Raw genomic sequence first — 19,491 nt, 5'->3', positions numbered from 1 at the left:
ACAAGATGAGGTGCAATCATGACTTTAGGGTTTACTGCTCTCGAACTGGCACGAATACAATTTGCCTTTACTGTTTCTTTTCATATTATTTTTCCTGCCATCTCCATCGGATTGGCCAGCTTCTTGGCGGTTTTAGAATGGCGTTGGTTACGGACTAAAGATCCAATTTATAAAGACCTGTTTAAGTATTGGGTTAAAATCTTTGCAGTTGCCTTTGGTATGGGCGTGGTTTCAGGCGTGGTGATGAGTTACCAGTTTGGTACTAACTGGAGTGAATTCTCCCGTATTGCTGGAAGTGTTACAGGGCCTCTACTCACCTATGAGGTATTGAGTGCATTTTTCTTAGAAGCCGGCTTCTTGGGCATCATGCTGTTTGGTTGGGGACGTGTCAGTCCCAAGGCCCATTTCTTTGCCACCTTAATGGTTGCGATTGGTACTTGTATCTCCATGTTCTGGATTCTTTCCTCCAACAGTTGGATGCAAACACCTCAAGGTTTTAGCATTGAAAATGGCATTATTGTGCCAACCGATTGGTGGGCGATCGTCTTTAATCCTTCTTTCCCATACCGACTGGTGCATATGGCGATAGCAGCATTTATGGTTGCTGCACTATTGGTTGCTGCAACAGCTGCATGGCATTTACTCAAAGGCCGCCGTGATGCCTTGGTCAAGACCTCATTCTCTATGGCGATGTGGCTCATTCTTGTCTTGGCACCTTTACAGGTATTTGTTGGTGATGCACATGGTCTAAATACTTTGGAACATCAACCTGCAAAACTTGCCGCAATGGAAGGTCATTGGGAAACCAATTATGACGAAGGTATGCCACTGTACTTATTTGGTGTTCCTGATATGCAAGAAGAACGTACCAAATACGCAATCGCGATTCCAAATTTAGGCAGTCTGATCTTGACTCACTCTATGAATGGTACAGTCAAAGGCTTAAAAGACTTTGCCCCAGAAGATCGACCAAACTCAACCATTGTATTCTGGAGTTTCCGTGTCATGGTTGGCTTAGGTATGCTCATGGTTTTACTTGCCTTCACAGGTGCTTGGCTCAGAAAAACAGGTAAGCTGTTTGAAAGTAAATGGTTTCATCGCTTTGCTTTAGTCATGGGGCCATCAGGGTTTATAGCTGTACTGGCAGGTTGGTTTACCACCGAAGTTGGTCGTCAACCTTGGGTGGTGTATGGCGTGATGCGGACTAAAGATGCTCTTTCCCCTGTTTCAGCCGAACAAGTTGGTCTCACCCTGATTATTTTTGTGGTGGTGTACTGTGTTGTATTTGGCATCGGGATCTATTACATGCTGAAACTGATGCATAAAGGCCCGCAATTTGTTGAGGCTGTTGATCTTGAGCCAGCAGGCCATGGACATTTTAAAACCCCTATGCGTCCTTTAAGTGCGGTCGATGAAAGCATTGACAAACAAGACCAGACCAAAGAGGAGAAACACCATGATTGATTTATCTCTGATTTGGGTCGGCATTATCGGTCTCGGTGTATTGATTTATGTCATTCTGGATGGTTTTGATCTCGGGATCGGAATTCTGTTTCCATTCATCAAAAGTCGCGAAGAACGTGATGTGATGATGAATACCGTTGCACCCGTGTGGGATGGTAATGAAACATGGATGGTACTCGGTGGTGCAGGCTTGTTTGCGGCCTTCCCATTGGTCTATTCAACCGTTCTTTCAGCCTTATATATGCCGATTACCTTAATGGTGATTGCCCTAATTTTTCGTGGTGTTGCCTTTGAATTCCGTTTTAAGGCCAATCGCACCAAGCATTTATGGGATCAAGCCTTTATCTGGGGTTCAATTCTATCCAGCTTCCTGCAAGGCGTGATTTTAGGCGCTTATATTCAAGGCATCCAAACCACCAATGGTATTTTCTCAGGTTCAGGTTTAGATTGGTTCACTCCTTTCGCCTTATTTACGGGGTTGGGTGTAGTTGCCATGTATGCAGCGCTCGGTTGTGGCTGGTTGATTATGAAAACCGATCATGAACTACAAGATCAAATGTATGCACTGATGCCTAAACTGATCATTGTTTTGTTTGTGGTCTTTGCGGGCGTTAGTTTATACACACCACTGACCCATCCTGAAATTGCAGCGCGTTGGTTTGCCTTGCCGAATCTGCTGTATTTTAGCCCTGTACCAGTTTTGGTACTGCTATTTACATTCTTGATTTTAAAAGCATGTAAACAACGTCAAGACTTTAAACCCTTTATCTTTACCTTAGCCTTAGTATTCTTGGCGTTTACTGGTTTTGTAATCAGCCTCTGGCCGAATATCATTCCACCATCGGTCACGATTTGGGAAGCTGCTGCACCACATTCTAGTCAGAAGTTTGCCTTGGTCGGTGCAGTGATTCTAATCCCAATCATTATCGGCTATACCATCCTGTCGTACTGGGTGTTTAGAGATAAAGTACGGGTTGGAGATACGGGTTATCACTAGGAGGCAGTGTAATGAAACTATCTAAAACACAATGGTTTATCGTACTTTGGCTCGCTGGATTTTTAGGTTTATTGGCGATTGCAATGTTCTTTCGAGTATTGTTAAAACTCGCTTACTAAACTGAGTTTTCTTTGCTTTCATAAAAAAGACTATACCGAGGTATAGTCTTTTTTAGGTGTCACCTATTTCTATTTGTTAACCGTGGTTTGGTAAAACTGATCAATCGCATCGACCATTTGGGTTAGTCCTGGCTGTTCTAAAGGATAATGCCCTGCATTTTCTAACATCACGGTTTTAACAGGCACTTTATGGATACGGCTCAAAAATGGCGTACTTAAATCAAGCGGTGTCCAACGGTCTTGGGCAGGTTGAGTCAATAAAATTGGACTCACATCAAAATCTTCTGCTACCACCTCGGGTTTATAGTGAATATAAGAGTCTAAAAATGTCAGAGAAACGGAGTTCCCAGCCGAGGTTTTATCCTTCATAAACACTTTTAAAGCCTCTTTATTATTCACCAAAGTGCTCATTTTGCTGGCCCAACTCATCGGAACCCGCATCGATGCCAAAGGTGTTTTCGCTGTCCAATGAGTAATCGGTGTTCCGACACGGCTCATGAACAAATTACTCGCAACTGTATCTTTCACTACTTGATCGCTTGTATCAAGAAAGGTCATTCCTACAATTGCCTTTACTTTTTTATTCTTGGCCGCCACATGGTAAGTTAGCATTCCACCAGCACTCAAACCATAAAGTACAATTGGGCGATTATCTTTGGTCAATTCTAGATCAATCAAGTCACTTCCTGCCTGTACCCAATCATCATATCGGATCACATTTCCTTTACCGACTTGAGTCATACCATAACCTGGCATATCAACAGCAATCGTTTCATAACCTCGGTCAGCCAATGGTTTACCCAAAATCATCGACATTTGACGACCATTGGTACCCACACCATGAAATAGAATGACTTTAATTTTTGCATTCGGATTCCGATAAGTATCTAAATGGACATTATTACCTTTCCATGCCCACCATTCTTCCTTCGGTAATTGATCTTTTGGAATATGGAATTGTTGAGGAAGAAATTGTTCGATTTGCTGCCAAGCAATTTGATTTTCATAGCCCATGTTTGAGTCTCCAACTTTTATTTCTTTTGCGGATGTCGTACTGATTGCACATGCCATTAGTGTAGTAATACCGAGTTTGTTGAGAAACTTAGACACTCTAATGGCTGAATTCTTCTGCTGAACTGTATTCATGTTTTGCCTTACACATTCATATCGAATAAACAAATATTAGGCTTCAGGATTTAAATCAACCATGCTAGATTGGGACATCAGTTTTAGTTTTTAGGCCAATCAGTGTTTGAGTTCCAAGACTACCTCAGAGCACCATCAAGTGTGCAGTTATTAATCGAGTTAGGTGAACAACTCGGCATCACACCACACAACGTATTGACAGGAACGGGACTGAATCTAAGCAGATTAAATGATGTCAATGGTGTTGTCACACCAGATGAAGAGATCAGTGTCATCAATCATCTTATTGAATTATTATCACCTCATACAGCAGGTTTGGGCTTATTGGCTGGCTTTAAGCACCAGCTTACGACATATGGCATTTTAGGTTATGCCCTAATGAGCAGTGCCACAGGCTTAGATGCCATGAAACTGGTACAACACTACCTGCCACTCACCTATACCTTTGTTAAGATTAATTTTCATCAAGAAAATCCACAATGCATCATCAGCTTTACTGAACCTGCTGGTCTCACTAGCGCCTTGCAACGCTTTGTGGTTGAACGGGCAATGGCTGCAACTGCAAGAGTTATCCGGGATATTTATGAAGATTCATTTCAGTTGGATGCGTTTCATCTACAATATTCAGCACCGCAACATTTATTCTTACAGCTCCCTGAACAATATCTAGGGACAGCGATTATATTTAATCAAAAAAACAATGTCTTAAAGTTCAATGCAGCTCAATTAAACACGCAAATGCCTCATGCGAATCCGAACACGGCAGCGATGTGTGAACGCTTATGTAAGGAGCTGATTCGTCAGCGTCATACCACCTTAACGACGACCATGATCGTTCGTGACTTTCTAATGAATGCCCCGACAGGCACATTACTCAAGCTTAATCATATCGCAGATCGATTACATAGTAGTGAAAGGACGTTAAAAAGACGCTTACAAGAAGAAAATACCACCTTTAGGCAGATTCAAAATGAAGCATTACATCAGCGTGCCAATGACCTTCTATCAGGAAATCTAACGCTAACACAGGTCGCAGAACATCTAGGTTTCTCTGATTTATCTACGTTTTCCCAAGCTTATAAACGCTGGACAGGCATCGCGCCAAGCCAATTCCAAAAGCGAATAATCAACTAGAATAAGATCTTTTGTATCATGCTCAATCTGAAAATCGACATGACGGAGTTGTATAAAAAAGCATGCGAATTTCCGACAAAGGAGAATTCAGGAGGCACATAAAGCATGCTAACATCCAGATACTGACAATACACTATGTCAATTTATTTGGAAGGGTTCCAATATGTTAAAAACACAACAGGTCAAGATAATACAAGAATTCAATGCACCGATAGATAAGGTCTTTGCAGTTCTCAGTGAACATGAAAATCTCAACAAGATTTTTGCACCTGCAAAAATCACCCGCATTAATAATGGTAAAGATGCTCGAAATGGCGTGGGCTCTGCGCGTAAACTTTCGATTCCTTTAGCACCTTCATTTGTTGAAACCAACTTGGTTTACCAAGAAAATGAATTAATTGAATATGCGATTACCAGTGGTATTAGTCCAATTAAAGCGCATCGTGGTGTTATGAAATTTACTGATCTAGGCGGTGATCGCACTCGACTGGATTACACCATTAGCTTTAAAGGCCGTGTTCCTTTGATTGGTCCAATTATTAAGGCGGCACTACAAAACGGTATCAACCGTGGTCTGAAAAAATTGAAATTTTAATGCTGTTTAGGTACTTTCCTTGACGGTTTACTTTATACCGTCAAGGTTTATGCTATGTTTAAAGTGAAGATGTCACCGTGCCTAAAGGTTCTTTCCGAGTAATTGAATGCTCTGGCTTGCGTAGTAAAATTAATGCCGAGATTGCTGCCAATAAGATCATAGGAATACTAGAGGCAATTACAACAATCTCACTTTGCCCTGTTCCGAGTAGATAGCCTGCCACTAAAGGCCCTGAAAAAGCACCTAAGCGTCCTACAGCAACAGCAGCCCCGACTCCCGTTCCCCGCATTTCAGTAGGATAATATTTGGCTGCCAAGGTGTATAAAATTGACTGGCAACCAATCACGAACATCCCACAACATGTAGCAAACAAAATAAAACTCGACGCGCTATTGGAATAAGCCAGACCAATCAATGAAACCAAAATGCCTGCATAAACACTTGCAACGATAAAGAATTTATTCAGTCGATCCAACATCAAACCTAAAATCAATACACCGATAGAACCACCCAAATTAAAGCCAATCTGAATATAACTGGCCTGTTGCTTATTGAGTCCCAGTCCCGAGATTAAGGTCGGCAACCAGTTTTGGAACAATGCTAAAACCAGCAAAGTACCAAAAAAACTGAGCCAAAGCGTGGAAGTCACCACCACACGTGGTTTGGCAAAAAGTACATTCAATACACTTTGCTTTTGTGTTCTGACTTGAGCCGTTTTATTCAAATAAGCTTTTGATTCAGGTAAAAATAAAATAAGAATAGGAACCAGAATTAGAGGTGCAATCCCGCCAATGTAAAAGATATGCCGCCATTCATGATCTGCTGTCAGAGATAAAGCAACCACGGATGTCAAAACACCGCCAATCGGCATACCACAATACATCGCACTGACAGCTGTGGCTTTATACTTTTCAGGTACTGCTTCAGAAACCATGGTAATGACAATGGGCAACGCCCCACCCATGCCTAGACCCGTCAGAAAGCGAACGAATAGTAAGGAGTTCAAATCTTTGGTAAATGGAGTCAGTAACGACATCAAGCCAAAAATTGCAATCGAAGTGATAAATACTTTTTTGCGCCCAATCGAATCTGCAATTCGCCCAGCGATCAGTGCACCGGGTAATGTGCCTAGAACCGCGGCACTGAACACCCAACCCATCTCGGCACTGTTTAACAACATTTCTGCTTTCATCCGCGGTGCAGCAACACCCATAGATTGCAGATCAAATCCTTCAATAATGGCAAAAATGAAACATAGGATGAGTGTAATCACGATTGCTTGTTTTGAAGCACCTGCCTCTATATTGGTCTCTTTTAACATTGTTATCTTCCCTTTTTGATTCTTCCAGTTTATCTATCTAAAATGCCAAATATAGATTTAAATATCCTTTAAAGTCGCTAAAAAGACTAGCAGAGCAGCTATATTTACGCAATATGTATTAAAATTATGCAATTCGTAATTAAAATAACTTGAGGAGTCTCATTTGAAATATAAGAAAAAGATCATTTTTAAATCGCTATTATTGGCTCCAATTCCCTTACTCTGCTTTATGGCTATGCTATTTATTCTCATGAACAATCAGTTTAAATTCGGTTCAATATTTGCAGTTATTGTTGGGCATCTTTTGGTTTATTTGGCTTATTGCCTTTTAACCGTTCCATTTTCATTCTTGTTCTCGCTTGTTTTAAACCGCTATCAGTATCTGAATTTTCTGACAATCTGCTTAAGCTCATTCATCGTTGCGGCACCTTTTTTCATTCTTTTAGCTTGGGCTCATACAGGCCAACTCCCAAAGCAATTGTGGCTAGTCTATGCGGATATTTTTTCCTTGTTTATCGCGCTTATTCCAGCGATCTGTTACTGGCTGATTTTAATTAATTCTAAATCAGATCAAAAACAGAGTAAGCCCTGTTCATAAAATTTTAGTTAAATCAGATAAATGTTGAATGGTGTGTGTGATATTTAATTGCAACTGATTGGGTAAATTGTTTGGGTTATACCAACAGGTCGAGATCTGACAAGATGCAGCACCTTTCATATCCGCTTCAAGGCTATCCCCAATGAACAGGACTTCTTCTTTCGCAATCTGGCTTCTATGCAAACAGGTTTCAAAAAAACGCTGATCTGGTTTTTCATAGCCAATATCGTCTGAAATATATAAATCAGAGAAATGTGGCAATAAGCCTGCTAAGCCTAAACGTGCTTTTTGTTGACTCAGAATGCTGTTGGATGCAGCAAACAGCTTATATTTTTGGCTCAGGTATTGAATTGCTTCAGTTGCCCCATCCTCAAGGGTATGCTCTTTGGCTAAATTTCCCTGAAAGGTATCACGGAAATGATCATGATTAAGCTCAAGCTGCAATGCCTGAAATAATTCTTTAAATCGATTATTAATAACATCTTGTACGGTAATCTGACCTAACTTCTGCTTTTCCCATAAATGATGATTAATGGCTTTATAGGTCGAATAAGTTGAATCATCATGATCCAGATTAAATTCAGCAAAAGATTGAATAAATGCTGAGCGGTTGGCTACGCTAAAATCAAGTAAAGTATCGTCAATATCAAAGAATATAGCCTTATACATCTGAGCAATCTTACAACCGAAGCAAATAGTGAAATAATTTTATTATACCGATAGATAAAAGAGCAAGCCGTTGAGACCTGCTCAATAATCGTTATCGTGCTCTATCAAGTTTTATCTCTCATCCACATCCAGATCAATACAGCTGCCATACATGCCACAAGAGGATAAACGACCCACGGATGTGGAGTAGTCCAAATCATAATACCTGCTGCAATGCTCATACTTACAGTAGAGAGATATTTTGCTTTCTTTGGAATACGTCGGTTTTCTTGCCACTCTTGAATGATCGGTCCAATCAAGCGATGATTAAGAAACCATTGATGTAGCTTTTCAGAGCCTCTGGCTGCAAAGAATACTGCCAGCAAAATAAAATCAACAGTCGGCAGACCTGGAATAAAAACTCCAAGTATGCCGAGTCCAATACATAACCAGGCGAGGCAGATAAATAAGAATCGCCACCACACTGAGCGTGCTAATTTACTTGCTGGCTGTGGCGGTTGTGACAAAATATCTGTTTTCACATCATTATTCATGCGATCAATATTCTCCATACCTAGTGATGCTCAATCCACTTGCTTATTTCAACTCATCGATCTGGATTAATGCTTTACCAAAATAGTCAAATGCATCGAGGGCACCTTGTACAACACGATCTTGCAGTACTTGGTCAAAGGCAGCTTCATCAAGTGCCTCAACAAAGCGTTTCCACACTTTTGCTCGGCCTTCTGGATATGCCGCTAGATTACGAGCTGCAAAAGTTTCAGAGAAACCTAACTGCTTTTGCGCTTGTTTAAACAGAAATGCCGCACCTAAAGTTGAACCTTCAGAAACATAGATCCAGCCAAGTGCTTCGGGCAGTCTAACCTCGGCACTTTGTAATACCTGACCTGCGGGTTGGATGCCCAAGTCCTGTAAATCCTCAAGAGCTTGTTGAGAACGACCTCGAATCCCTAAATCAGGAATCAGTCCTGCAACTCCTTCTTGTTCAAAAAGATGCTCAATTTCTTGCTGAAAATAATATTGGGACAAGGTAAATTGGCCATATTTCTCCTTGCTCGAAAATACGTCTGCTTGCGCCATCAGCTGGTGCATGCGCTCATGTTCTGCCGCTGTTTCTTGCTTTAAACGCTGAGAAAGGCTATTGGCAATCATTTGCTCTGTTGCTGCATTCATCATGATTCTCCTAGAAAAAGATTAGGACTCATCGGTTAACGGCTCCGACTGAGTTTAAGTTGCACGGGAAAGTCCACAACAACGGTCACTGCACGACCATTGACTTTGTAGGGTTTAAATTTGGATTGTCTAGCTGCGTTTAAAACGCGTTCATCTAAGCTGGAAACACCTGAACTTTGTTTTAATTGAATCTCGATAGGCTGTCCGTTTTCATTGATACGTAAACGTAACTCCACCATGCGATTCTGTTGTTTAAGCTCCCGGTCATCATAGGCAAGCTTGCCAAAGCTCAATACATCAACACTACTGACTTGAACTGGTTCATCACGATCTACTTGGCTTTCAGGTGCTCGGCTTAGTTCCTGTTGTGCTGCGGGTGCTTTTACACCAGCAGAGAGCGATTGGTTTTCTCCAAAATGCTCTTTATGTACTTTCTGGTTCTCATTAACCACCGTTGATTGTTGATCTGCTTGTATCTGTTTTTTGAGTTCTATATTTTCTACAGATTGAGCTGCAACAGTTTGTTTTGGCTGTGGTGCGATGGAATGATCTTTTTGACTCGGTTGTTTTTGTTGTACGGTATTCGTTGCATTTTGACTGATGAATATCTTTTGCTCTATGGTCTCAGCACTTTGCTGTGAAGCAGGAAGTTCAGATTCTTTTTGTAAGGGTTGTTGTTTAGGAGACTGAGTAATAGCACTCTGAGCTGTTGTTTGGGGAGATACGTGTTCTGCTGGTGCTAATGATACAAAGCGTACATTAAGGGCATTTACTTTCGGTGAAGCGGCTAAAGTATAAGGCTCAATAAAATGACTCAGAAACCATAATCCAACGAGATGCAGCACAATGACCAGCAATACAATAATCGACTTAAGATTGGAATGTGCCAAAACCAAAATAGAGGGTAACTTTGTGTTCAATCGATAAGCTGAATACTGGAGCTTTGATTTCATCGTTATCCCCTAAAAACGATGTTCAAGCTTTAAGCTGACATTATGTTTGTCATAGGAATATAACCAATCCACATTACTGTTATTACGGTTATAGCGATAGGTCAGATTAGGCGTCATGCCATAAAATTTAAATCGAGGCATCTGAACGACAAATGTATAATTTTGTTCAAAATCATGTCGACGGGCATCAAAGGTCTCAACATACCGATCAAACTGCCGCCAGCGATATGAACTCAATAAAGTCGTATTCAACCCGACATTCCAAGACTTACTTAGACCTAAACGGATGCCTTGCTGTTGATAGGCCGCCATGTACTTTTCTTGCGTGTTATGATCAAGCACATCTAACCCACTAAATAGTGTCCACTGCTTAGGTAGAATCTTCCAAAATGTGAACATCGCTGAGCTTTCTTTACCATCTAGTGTTTTATATTTTTGATAATCTAGATCTTTGATTTCAGCTTCCAGCTTGAATGCTTTATCTGCAGCAATAAATCGCATCCATTCAGCACGTGCCCCCCATGCATTGTATAAACCATCATTGGCATAACGTTTATGTTCAAACAGTGGTGCAATACTGATTTGATTTTTTAAATCGAAAAAACTATAGCCTGCATTAATATTCAAGGTCGATTCGTTATAGTCAGCCTGATCATCATAGGATTGCCCGTAGGCTAAACCACGTAAGGAAACGCCATGGTTGCCATACAGAGAAAAGCGTTTGATTAAACTGGCTTCATAATCCATACCCGTTGCTGATGCTGCTTTTGGGCTGCCACGTCTAATTTCTTGAATGGGGGTCGCATTGCCCTTGTCATCAATGCCATACAAGGTCCATGTTTTGCTTTGTTCAGAAGAACTATTCAGATTTGTGGCATAGGATGGACCGATTGCAACACTGCCTTGCCATGAATCCCGCTGATCCAGTGCTTTGATGAACAGATTAACCGTTTGTTCTACTTCTGGTGGTATCACCGCACGATCGCTTTGTCCTAGCTTGCTCTGAATTGATGTAAAAAGGCGTGCTGCTTCTTTGTTCTTCTGCTGTTCAAACAGCACGCGCGCTAACTCTAGTTCACAAATTAGATTATTCGGTTGTTTATTGAGACTGCTTTGAAATTTTTGCTCTGCTAATTTGAGCTGTCCCTGAGCGCGTGCTAACGCACCTTCGGCAAAATCCGTTAAAGCCTGATCATAGTCTGTATATTGCTGATAATATTTTAAATAAACCGCAGCATTGCCCCATTGCTTTTGCATAACCGCCAAATATAAGGCCTTTGCTAGATCATCTTGGTTTTTTTCAACTTCAAATACTTGACCATTAATCACAATATTCGGTAGTTCATTGGTGCTTCGAATTGCCCCTTGTTGTTGTAGTTGATGCTGCTGTTGTAATAAATTTTGATCTAAGCTTTGATTCAGACGAAGTTGAGTATCATCATCTGCATAGAGTGATGAACCAGCCAATAGAATCAGACAGCACAGCAATGTTCTTTTCATAAAAACCATAAAGCACAAAATAAAATCATCAAGTCTTGAACAAGAAAAAGGAATCTACAGTTGTAGATTCCTTTTGAAACAATTAGTTCTTCGCGCCGCCAAATGCAGTGTTATAAGAAACATTGTCAAATTTCGCGATACCCGCTAAAGCAGCAGCATTTGCACCAAAGAAATGCCCTTGAACAATACCTGAGTCATTTAAGCCTGCAGTACCATTTGCAATTGCAAATCCGCTAAATGCAGCTGAACCTGGATTAAACGTCACACCATCAAGTGTTACGTTTGAAACGGTTGTACCTGTTCCAGTTAATGCACCTTCCAAAGTACCTGCACCAAAGTTTGCAGTGAAATTACCACTTAGCAGATTAGTTGCTGAACCATTAATCCCTGCAACGGTATATGTCGCAGTACCTGCAGTTGGTACTGTGGTGTTGGTATTGTCACCCGCGTAATAAACCGTATGGCTTGCGCTTGCAGGTGTATCACCTGCTTTCCACCATTCACCGAAATAAACTTCCTGTGTGCCAACTTGACCAAAATTAAAATTGCCTAAAGCACTGTGTGAAGGTGGCATTGCTGATACAGGGATATGAGAAATATTAAATGTCTTGGTGCCAATAGTGACATTAGTATTACTCGTACCTTGCGCAGAGAATGCCTGCGCGAGCCCTTTTAATGAGCTAAAGCCAGTAAAAGCGTTATATGGCGCACCTGCCGCTTGCACAGAAACTGCAGCTGCACCACCCGGATGACTAGTACTTGCTGCTGCACCGACTTTGATATTAGCTTCATTACTTGAAGCACCTTCAATACCTGCATGAGCAAATACAGCAGAACATGCAACAAGACCGATGAACAGTTGAGAGATTTTCATTTATTGTTACTCCATTTTTCTAAAGCTAAGTTATTGTTTCAATGAAGATAACGACATCGCTATCTTTTTAGTTGTATGAGCAGCTGGGATCTATAACTGCTCTTAATTTTGTAAATAATAATCATTCAGATTCATTATTTACGCCCATCTAATTCCCGCTTTTTAAAAGAGGAAATTAAATTCTGTGTTAAAACTTAGTGGTCCAGCTAACTTTCAGCGTGCGGCCTGGTGCAGCCATTGCACTCCGCGTGAGAGGATCAATGTAGAATTGGTTTGAAAGGTTATTTCCGACAAATTCAACCGTGTTATAGGTGTCGACTTGATAGCGTGCATAGGCATCAAAAATCCAAGTATCATCCCAAGCCAACGGTACATTGAGGTAATAGCCTTTATTGATACCCGCATCGTTATTTTTTCGTAGTGGGCTTTCATAGCCTTTGTAGAAAGTTGCTCGTGCGCCGAGTTCCAATCTTTCATCTAGAAAACGTGCACCCAATAAGGCATGTGCACTTAGCTCAGGTGTCGACATGGTGACCAGATAACCATTGGGGAAACCATCATCAACACACCGTTGATAAGCATCACGGAATTGGATGCCCTGATCCGTTTGTACTGTGCCACTGTTAATCATTTTATCGATAGCACTATTGGTATCACAGACTTCATTTTTGAGGTTATAAGCCAAACTCAAATCGCTAAAGAAAGCACCATTATCAAAACGGCTTTGCAGTTCTAAACCAGAAAGTTTTTGCTCATCCATGTTGGTGAAAATCAGATTTTGATTTCGTTCAATCACGTTCTTGGTTTTGTTATAGTAATACGCCAGTTTAATGTCGGCATTTCGCGCTGAGCTTAACCAATCACGCATGTCATAGACATAACCCACTTCATAATTAAAAGCATGTTCAGGTTTAATCGCTTGATATGGCATCATCGCAGAGAAACCGACCGTACTTTCAAATAAGCTGGGTAATCGATACTCTTCTGCATAACGCACATAGAGCCGATTATTGTCAGTTAAATGAATGGATGCACCGAGTTGAGGCGCCCAACCACTGTCTCGTACTTTCTGAGCGGACTCAATTGGAACCTGTTCAATCACTGCAGGGCTAAGATTACCATTGCCAGTAATCACATATTTTTGCCCTAAGGCATTCAGTCGATCTAATACATTATCAGCCAAAGCCAAATGACCATTTTCATCTGCTTTCCAAGTGAGCGTATTTTTCTGTGTCCAAATGAGGTTATATAACTGTGTTTCTGATGCAGGAACACTCTCTAACTTACCATCCCAGTCTGGATTTTTGACCGCATAGCGTTGTGAGAATCGATCCAACATGCGCTTCTGCTGAGCATTGTAACTTTCAGGCATAGTTACATATTCAAAGCTATATTCTTTGAGTTTACTTTTCTTGGTAAATAATGGATTTAATGCAGGATCGACCCCGTCTCTCAGGGATTTATTTAAGAAATCATCAAAAGCCCAATATGAGCGATAGCGCATACCTGCATCAAAACTTAGCCACGAGACAGGACGATAGTTGAAATTAAAATCAAAAGTCTTTTCTTCACGTCGGCCTGCACGCGGTAAAGCCTGAAATAGGCTATACATTGGTCCATATTCACCATAGATATCATCAGAAGTTAGTTTTTCTTTTAAAAAGCTTCCACCCAAGGTTAAATTGAGCTGGTCAGTTAATAAGGCTTTATTGCTGATATTAATGCCCTGACGTCGGTTGTCAGAATGGCTAATAGCCGTATTGATAATGCGATTATCCCGAAAATCAATGGTCGTTGGCCAACCACCGCGTGTATAGGTCTGGCTTTCTGTATCGGTCTGCCAAATATTGGCGTAGAAATCGACCCACTGATTAGTTTCGGGTTTGAACTTATACTCCAAGCTATAGGCCTTAGAACGAATATCACTAAGAGGCCACTGCGGTACACCAATTTCAGGTGTTAAACCCCACTCAATCCGTGAAGGCATGATCTCACCAAATCTATTTTTGGTGTCTCGATAAGTTAGTTTTAGGGCTTGCTCATCAGTGGGTCGATAGTTTGCTTTGAATAACCAAGACTCCATTTGACTAGAGGTATTTGGAACTTCATCACCAGGTTTATAGGAATGCGCAAAATAAGGAATAAAATCGAGGCTATTGCTCGGTTCTGCCCGTTTATAATAGCCCGAACCGTGTGTACCCGAAAAATAGTTGCCACGTTCACGAACAGCATAAACCGCCAATAAATCAAATTTATCCTTCTTCATTGCCAAAGCGAGTCGCCCTGCTAGATCATCTCCTGAAAAGTTAGAATTATCATGTCTGGTTCGGTTCTTTTTATAAATATCGGGATCGTATTTTTTACCATCAATATCTATCCACGGCGATGTATCGTTATAATTTTTGCCGACCTTACTCATGTCTGGTAGCGAAGGATCAATGGAGTTGGTTGAGCCTTCTACTTTTAATTCTGCACCAAAGGTTTGACCTGGGCGAACGATATCATCCGCTTCTAAGGTCTTGACCACCACACCACCACCAACTGAGGTTGTGGTATTTCGCTCCAACGATGGACCTTTAATGACTTCAATGCCCGCAATCAGATTGGGATCGATATAATTTCGGTTATTCACGCCATTATAGCCACGCCATACTGCAATCGACTGTTCAGTTCCATCAATGGTCAAAGGTACTCGACCAACACCCTGCACGCCACGAACACTTGGATCCAATGCCCCACTGTTTCGAGCATCGCCACTATAAACGCCAACCATACCTTGAAAGACATCAGCAGGATTGGTGCCTTTAAAGCGCTCAATATAATCTTTTCCTGCATAGACTGAAGATCGATTGGCATCATAAACTCTGTTGCTGCCTTGAGTATCACGATCTTCTTGACCATAGACAACAAGTGGGGTTAATCGAACAGAAACCTCATCGCCCTGAGTTTCAACTGCTGCTGTTTGCTTGATTGCCGACACTGGGGCAATTGGGGCCAGATTGGTATTATTCTTACTGGTCTTTTTCGCTAGCGTATAACCTTGCCCCACTTTCACAGCATAAAATGCCGAAGACGCTAAAATATGTTGGAAGCCTTGCTCTAATCCATAATTACCTTTTAATCCTGCACTGTATTGCTCTTTTAATTGTTGTGCATCAATAACAATCGAAGTACCCGACTGCTCAGCAAATTGGTTCAATACATTTGCCAATGTTCCTGCAGGAATATTATAAGATTTTGCTGCAACCGTTTCTGCATAAGCATGTTGCATAGGTAAAGCCAAGCTAGCAACACACGCTGTATGTACAGCGAATGCGAGTGTTGAGAATCGAAATAAGTTCCGATTTCGCAATTTACCTTCTACAACTTTCTTCATTTTCCTTGCCCCAGTAAATAGAAATAAGAATCATTCAATATATCTAAATAAAATGATCCAAATTTATTGCTTCTACTTACTATGACGAAAAGCTTTGAAAAAAGTGGAACCTAAATTTTAAAAAATTAAAAAATTTTTAATATACGCTCATTTAACTATGAATAGCCTTATTGTTTTTTTAGTGAAATAACAATGAGATATGGTGTAATTTGATATACCGACAAGTTTGGAAATACCGTTGCTAATAATTTAAGTGCATCTTGAGTTTGATCTAAGGGCAACACAGCATTTACTTGGATATCGTGCATTGCTTCAGCATTAAACAAAATTTTACCTTTATAATTTTGATCTAATTCATTTAATACCTGATCGAGCGGTAAATCCTCTACCATCAATTGATGTTTATTCCATTTTTGTTGTTCATTATAAATATTGAGTGCTGAAATTGGCTGTACCCCATTCCGATTCATACTCACAGTCTGACCAGCGCTCACAATCACTTGTTGAGCCGAATAACCATTCGCCGCTGCCTGTACACGAACTCGCGAATGCAACATTTTTAGCTCTGTTGCTGATGGTGTAAAAGCTACGCTAAATGCCGTTCCAAGCGCTTGAATCTGTCCATGTTTGGTTTTGACTAAAAATGGGCGATTTGGATCTTTGGCAACATCAACATAGATCTGCCCTTGGACCAATTCCACCACTCTTTGCTTTGCTTGGAAATCAATATTAACTGCACTCTTACCTCGCAGAATTAAGCGCGAACCATCTTGTAATGTTTGTGTTGTCCATTGCGCTGAATCACCTTGAATATCTGCCTGTAAATAAGCAATAGAGGTATCTGAAAGATAAAAAACACTGCCACTGATGATAACGAATGCAATCGCAAATGCACTCCCCGCACGAATATGCTTATACGCCTTTGCCGATCCGAACCCGGCTTTGAGTGCGGATTTAACCACTTTCTTATGCTGTGTGGTTTGAGACACTTTTTGAATTGAGCGAATACATTGCTCGATATCAGCTGCAATTTTTTGATGTTGCTGGCTATTTTGCTTCCATTGATTAAACTTCAATTGCGCATTTTTTCGGGTCGATTCATCATCTGAGCTTAGCTGCACAATCCATAACGCAGCCTCTTCAACCAGCTGATGATGTTCTTGTTTATCGATCGCCATTAAAGATGAATGTCCATTTCAAACCGATTCATATAGCAACGCGTCAGACAGCTTGCAAGATATTTCTGGATCATTTTAGTTGAAACACCCAATTGCTCTGCTGTTTCTTTATGGGTATAACCTTCAAGGTAATGCAAGATAAATGCTTGCTGTGCTTTAGCAGAGACATCTTCCAATGCCTTGCAAAGCTGGTCCAGTGCTTGAATAATCTGCATTTGGTCTTCTGGTGAAGCAATCGCATCCAGCATGTATTCCATCTGGCTCAAGCCATCTAAATAAGCCTGTTCAATGCGTTTGCGACGGACTTGGTCGATGAGTAAATTTTTTGCTATAGACGTAAGATAAGCGCGAGGTTCTTTAATGCCCAGCAGCTCATCACGTGTTTGTAGTAATTTTATAAAGGTGTCTTGCACCAGATCTGCGGCTTGCTCAGTGTTGCCTATTTTTTGTCTCAACCATTGATGAAGCCAGCCTCTATGGTTTCTGTATAACTGATCTACAAGCATAGGGGTTTTGTTCACAATCATTTGACTCAAAACAAAGTGTGCTTAAATGATAATTATTATCATTTATAAAATCAAGAAAGAATCGCATAAACTTTAGTTGACTGTTATTTTTATAAGCACAGGTCGGATATTCCGTAGCTTAAGCATGCATTAATAAGTAATAATTTATTGATTTAACAGTGCTTCTACCCACAAAATCAGTTCATTCATATGCCTATTTCTACGCTTTAGTTGTTCTTTATCAGGAATGTAATAACACAATTCCGATTGCACAGGTTGCGTTGGCAGTCTCAGCAACACTTTTGAATGGATTAATCGACTCACTAACGTGGTTGAACAAAATACCAATGCATCATTTGCAAGTGCCTCTTGGATACCAAAAATTTCTTGGTCAAAGTATTGCACAGTTATATTTTTTTCCTCTAAAGCATTTTTTTCAAGCCATGTTTGCAATGGCTGTTTAGGCAACGTTTTATTTTTCCATTCAGTGCTAAACAGTGTAATCGGCTGTTCATCCCAATTCTTTCTATATGGCCCTACGGCTGCAAATACATTAAATGACTCATGTTTAATAATGTCTGTAGAGGAAACGGATGCAACAGCCCCATAGCGTATTGGTAGTGCATACAGATGAGTTTCCAAACTTTCGCCTGTAGAGATCTCAAGCTCGATCTCTGGATGGAGTTGTGAAAAAGCCTGCAAGGCAGGAATCAAAATCATTGCTGCCAAGGACGACGTTGTGGTGATCTTAATCACTCGACTGGCTGTACTCACCTCCTCCACAGCATCTTCAATAGTCCGAAATCCCTTAGAGATTGCGATCGCTAATTTCTCACCTGTTTCGGTTAAACTGATTTTTCGAACCTGTCGATAAAACAAATCCACATTAAAACGACTTTCTAGATTACTAACGTGATGAGAAATTGCCGTAGGTGTAAGAGATAACTCTTCAGCGGCCAATTTAAAGCTACCTAAACGCGCAGCAGATTCAAATGCCTTCAATGCTTGTAAAGAAACTTGCATTTTCAAATGCTCCATAAACTATTCTTATAGATGAATTTAAATCACTCATAGCTGTAATTTACTGGTTTGTCCAGCCTGCAACGACCTCTTAAGATGGGTTTATCTTTTAAAATCTAGAGTAATTCATCATGACCACCCTATTACATATAGATGCCAGTGTTCGAGCAGCTTTCAATCCAAACCCAAGTCATAATTCTATTTCCAAAAATATCGCGAAGCGCTTTATTGATACATTACAACAGCAACATGCGATAGATGAATATATTTGTCGTGATGTAGGCATGAATCCACCCGCTTTTATTAATCAAGACTGGATTGGTGCTGTGTTTACTCCTGAAGAAAAAAGAACAGCTGAGCAAAAGGGAATCTTAGCTTTATCTGACCAATTGATTGCCGAAGTTTCAGCAGCCGATGTTATTGTGATTTCTTCACCGATGTATAACTATGGTATGCCTGCACAGTTAAAAGCATGGTTTGATCAAATTATCCGTATCAATAAAACTTTTGACTTTGACCTTGCACGTGGAGATTTTCCACTCAAACCTTTACTTTCTGGTAAAAGCTTGGTGATCATCACATCAAGTGGTGAATTTGGTTTTGCGGCTGATGGTATTCGATCCAATCAAAGCCATCTTGTGCCTCATCTGCGGACTTTAAGCAAATATTTAGGGGTTGAGCATATATATGAGATTGCATCTGAATATCAGGAGTTTGCAGATACTCGTCATCTAAACTCGCTTGAAAATGCATTGGATCGAGCAGAAACACTTGCAACAAAATTAGTATTCGCTCAGCAACAAAACACGGAGATGCATCCAGAATATGAGTCGTATCTCATTTAAAATTATTACAAGTTCGTTGTACT

At 40.6% G+C, this 19,491-nt stretch carries 18 protein-coding genes; 6 read left to right on the top strand and 12 right to left on the bottom strand.

What is annotated here, in order from left to right; all coding sequences use genetic code 11:
• The first annotated feature begins 18 nt into the window (after positions 1 to 18).
• Together NDN11_RS08955 and cydB are read left to right on the top strand one after the other, a co-directional pair.
• A complete protein-coding gene (locus NDN11_RS08955) occupies positions 19 to 1,464 on the top strand; it encodes a cytochrome ubiquinol oxidase subunit I (protein ID WP_251111454.1) in 1,446 nt (481 codons plus the stop codon).
• Positions 1,457 to 2,461: a cytochrome d ubiquinol oxidase subunit II gene (cydB, locus tag NDN11_RS08950; protein WP_251111453.1), complete on the top strand. Its 1,005-nt coding sequence runs from the start codon at positions 1,457 to 1,459 to the stop codon at positions 2,459 to 2,461. Before NDN11_RS08955 ends, cydB begins: the two co-directional genes overlap by 8 nt.
• 188 nt (positions 2,462 to 2,649) lie before the next feature.
• Here cydB and NDN11_RS08945 read toward each other — a convergent pair whose 3' ends face one another.
• On the bottom strand, positions 2,650 to 3,726 hold the full coding sequence (locus NDN11_RS08945; protein WP_251111452.1) for an alpha/beta hydrolase: 1,077 nt from the start codon (positions 3,724 to 3,726) through the stop codon (positions 2,650 to 2,652).
• A 102-nt stretch (positions 3,727 to 3,828) separates the two neighbouring features.
• Between NDN11_RS08945 and NDN11_RS08940 the strand changes: the two genes are divergently transcribed.
• Both NDN11_RS08940 and NDN11_RS08935 read left to right on the top strand, forming a co-directional pair.
• Complete coding sequence (locus NDN11_RS08940; protein ID WP_251111451.1) at positions 3,829 to 4,860, top strand: AraC family transcriptional regulator; 1,032 nt, start codon at positions 3,829 to 3,831, stop codon at positions 4,858 to 4,860.
• Between the two features lie 163 nt (positions 4,861 to 5,023).
• Entirely contained in the window at positions 5,024 to 5,455 is a 432-nt protein-coding gene (locus NDN11_RS08935; RefSeq protein ID WP_005188446.1) for an SRPBCC family protein, read from the top strand.
• A gap of 58 nt (positions 5,456 to 5,513) precedes the next feature.
• On the opposite strand, the gene mhpT is transcribed toward NDN11_RS08935, so the two are convergent.
• A complete protein-coding gene (gene mhpT, locus NDN11_RS08930; protein ID WP_251111450.1) occupies positions 5,514 to 6,776 on the bottom strand; it encodes a 3-(3-hydroxy-phenyl)propionate transporter MhpT in 1,263 nt (420 codons plus the stop codon).
• Positions 6,777 to 6,939: 163 nt separating this feature from the next.
• Here mhpT and NDN11_RS08925 point away from each other — a divergent pair, with 163 nt between their 5' ends.
• A complete protein-coding gene (locus NDN11_RS08925; protein WP_251111449.1) occupies positions 6,940 to 7,374 on the top strand; it encodes a hypothetical protein in 435 nt (144 codons plus the stop codon).
• Here the strand turns inward: NDN11_RS08925 and NDN11_RS08920 are convergent.
• From NDN11_RS08920 to NDN11_RS08875, 10 genes are all read right to left on the bottom strand, one after another.
• Positions 7,369 to 8,043 carry a YjjG family noncanonical pyrimidine nucleotidase gene (locus tag NDN11_RS08920; protein ID WP_251111448.1) on the bottom strand — a complete coding sequence of 225 codons (675 nt, stop codon included), beginning with the start codon at positions 8,041 to 8,043 and terminating at the stop codon, positions 7,369 to 7,371. The genes NDN11_RS08925 and NDN11_RS08920 overlap by 6 nt on opposite strands.
• A gap of 104 nt (positions 8,044 to 8,147) precedes the next feature.
• Positions 8,148 to 8,594 (bottom strand): YbaN family protein, encoded by a 447-nt coding sequence (locus NDN11_RS08915; protein ID WP_251111447.1) that lies wholly within the window; start codon positions 8,592 to 8,594, stop codon positions 8,148 to 8,150.
• Positions 8,595 to 8,619: 25 nt separating this feature from the next.
• Positions 8,620 to 9,219 (bottom strand): biliverdin-producing heme oxygenase, encoded by a 600-nt coding sequence (locus NDN11_RS08910; RefSeq protein ID WP_251111446.1) that lies wholly within the window; start codon positions 9,217 to 9,219, stop codon positions 8,620 to 8,622.
• A gap of 32 nt (positions 9,220 to 9,251) precedes the next feature.
• Positions 9,252 to 10,169 carry an energy transducer TonB gene (locus NDN11_RS08905; protein ID WP_251111445.1) on the bottom strand — a complete coding sequence of 306 codons (918 nt, stop codon included), beginning with the start codon at positions 10,167 to 10,169 and terminating at the stop codon, positions 9,252 to 9,254.
• A 9-nt stretch (positions 10,170 to 10,178) separates the two neighbouring features.
• A complete protein-coding gene (hsmA, locus tag NDN11_RS08900; protein ID WP_502801359.1) occupies positions 10,179 to 11,669 on the bottom strand; it encodes a hemophilin secretion modulator in 1,491 nt (496 codons plus the stop codon).
• Positions 11,670 to 11,751: 82 nt separating this feature from the next.
• Complete coding sequence (locus NDN11_RS08895) at positions 11,752 to 12,543, bottom strand: Slam-dependent surface lipoprotein (RefSeq protein WP_167247128.1); 792 nt, start codon at positions 12,541 to 12,543, stop codon at positions 11,752 to 11,754.
• Between the two features lie 187 nt (positions 12,544 to 12,730).
• On the bottom strand, positions 12,731 to 15,919 hold the full coding sequence (gene hphR / locus NDN11_RS08890; RefSeq protein ID WP_285292136.1) for a hemophilin receptor HphR: 3,189 nt from the start codon (positions 15,917 to 15,919) through the stop codon (positions 12,731 to 12,733).
• 167 nt (positions 15,920 to 16,086) lie between these two features.
• Positions 16,087 to 17,097, bottom strand: coding sequence for a FecR family protein (locus NDN11_RS08885; protein WP_251111444.1), 1,011 nt, complete (start codon positions 17,095 to 17,097; stop codon positions 16,087 to 16,089).
• The gene (locus NDN11_RS08880; RefSeq protein WP_167247124.1) at positions 17,097 to 17,618 is read right to left on the bottom strand and encodes a sigma-70 family RNA polymerase sigma factor; all 522 of its coding nucleotides are present in this window, start codon (positions 17,616 to 17,618) and stop codon (positions 17,097 to 17,099) included. Before NDN11_RS08880 ends, NDN11_RS08885 begins: the two co-directional genes overlap by 1 nt.
• A 150-nt stretch (positions 17,619 to 17,768) precedes the next feature.
• Positions 17,769 to 18,626, bottom strand: coding sequence for a LysR family transcriptional regulator (locus tag NDN11_RS08875; RefSeq protein WP_251111443.1), 858 nt, complete (start codon positions 18,624 to 18,626; stop codon positions 17,769 to 17,771).
• A gap of 128 nt (positions 18,627 to 18,754) precedes the next feature.
• Between NDN11_RS08875 and NDN11_RS08870 the strand changes: the two genes are divergently transcribed.
• Positions 18,755 to 19,468: an FMN-dependent NADH-azoreductase gene (locus tag NDN11_RS08870; RefSeq protein WP_251111442.1), complete on the top strand. Its 714-nt coding sequence runs from the start codon at positions 18,755 to 18,757 to the stop codon at positions 19,466 to 19,468.
• The last annotated feature ends 23 nt before the right edge of the window (positions 19,469 to 19,491 follow it).

Origin of the sequence: Acinetobacter sp. C26M (genome assembly GCF_023702675.1) — a bacterium.
Taxonomy (GTDB): domain Bacteria; phylum Pseudomonadota; class Gammaproteobacteria; order Pseudomonadales; family Moraxellaceae; genus Acinetobacter.
The sequence above is the reverse complement of the archived record's forward strand: the minus strand, read 5'-3'. Positions and strand labels throughout refer to the sequence as shown.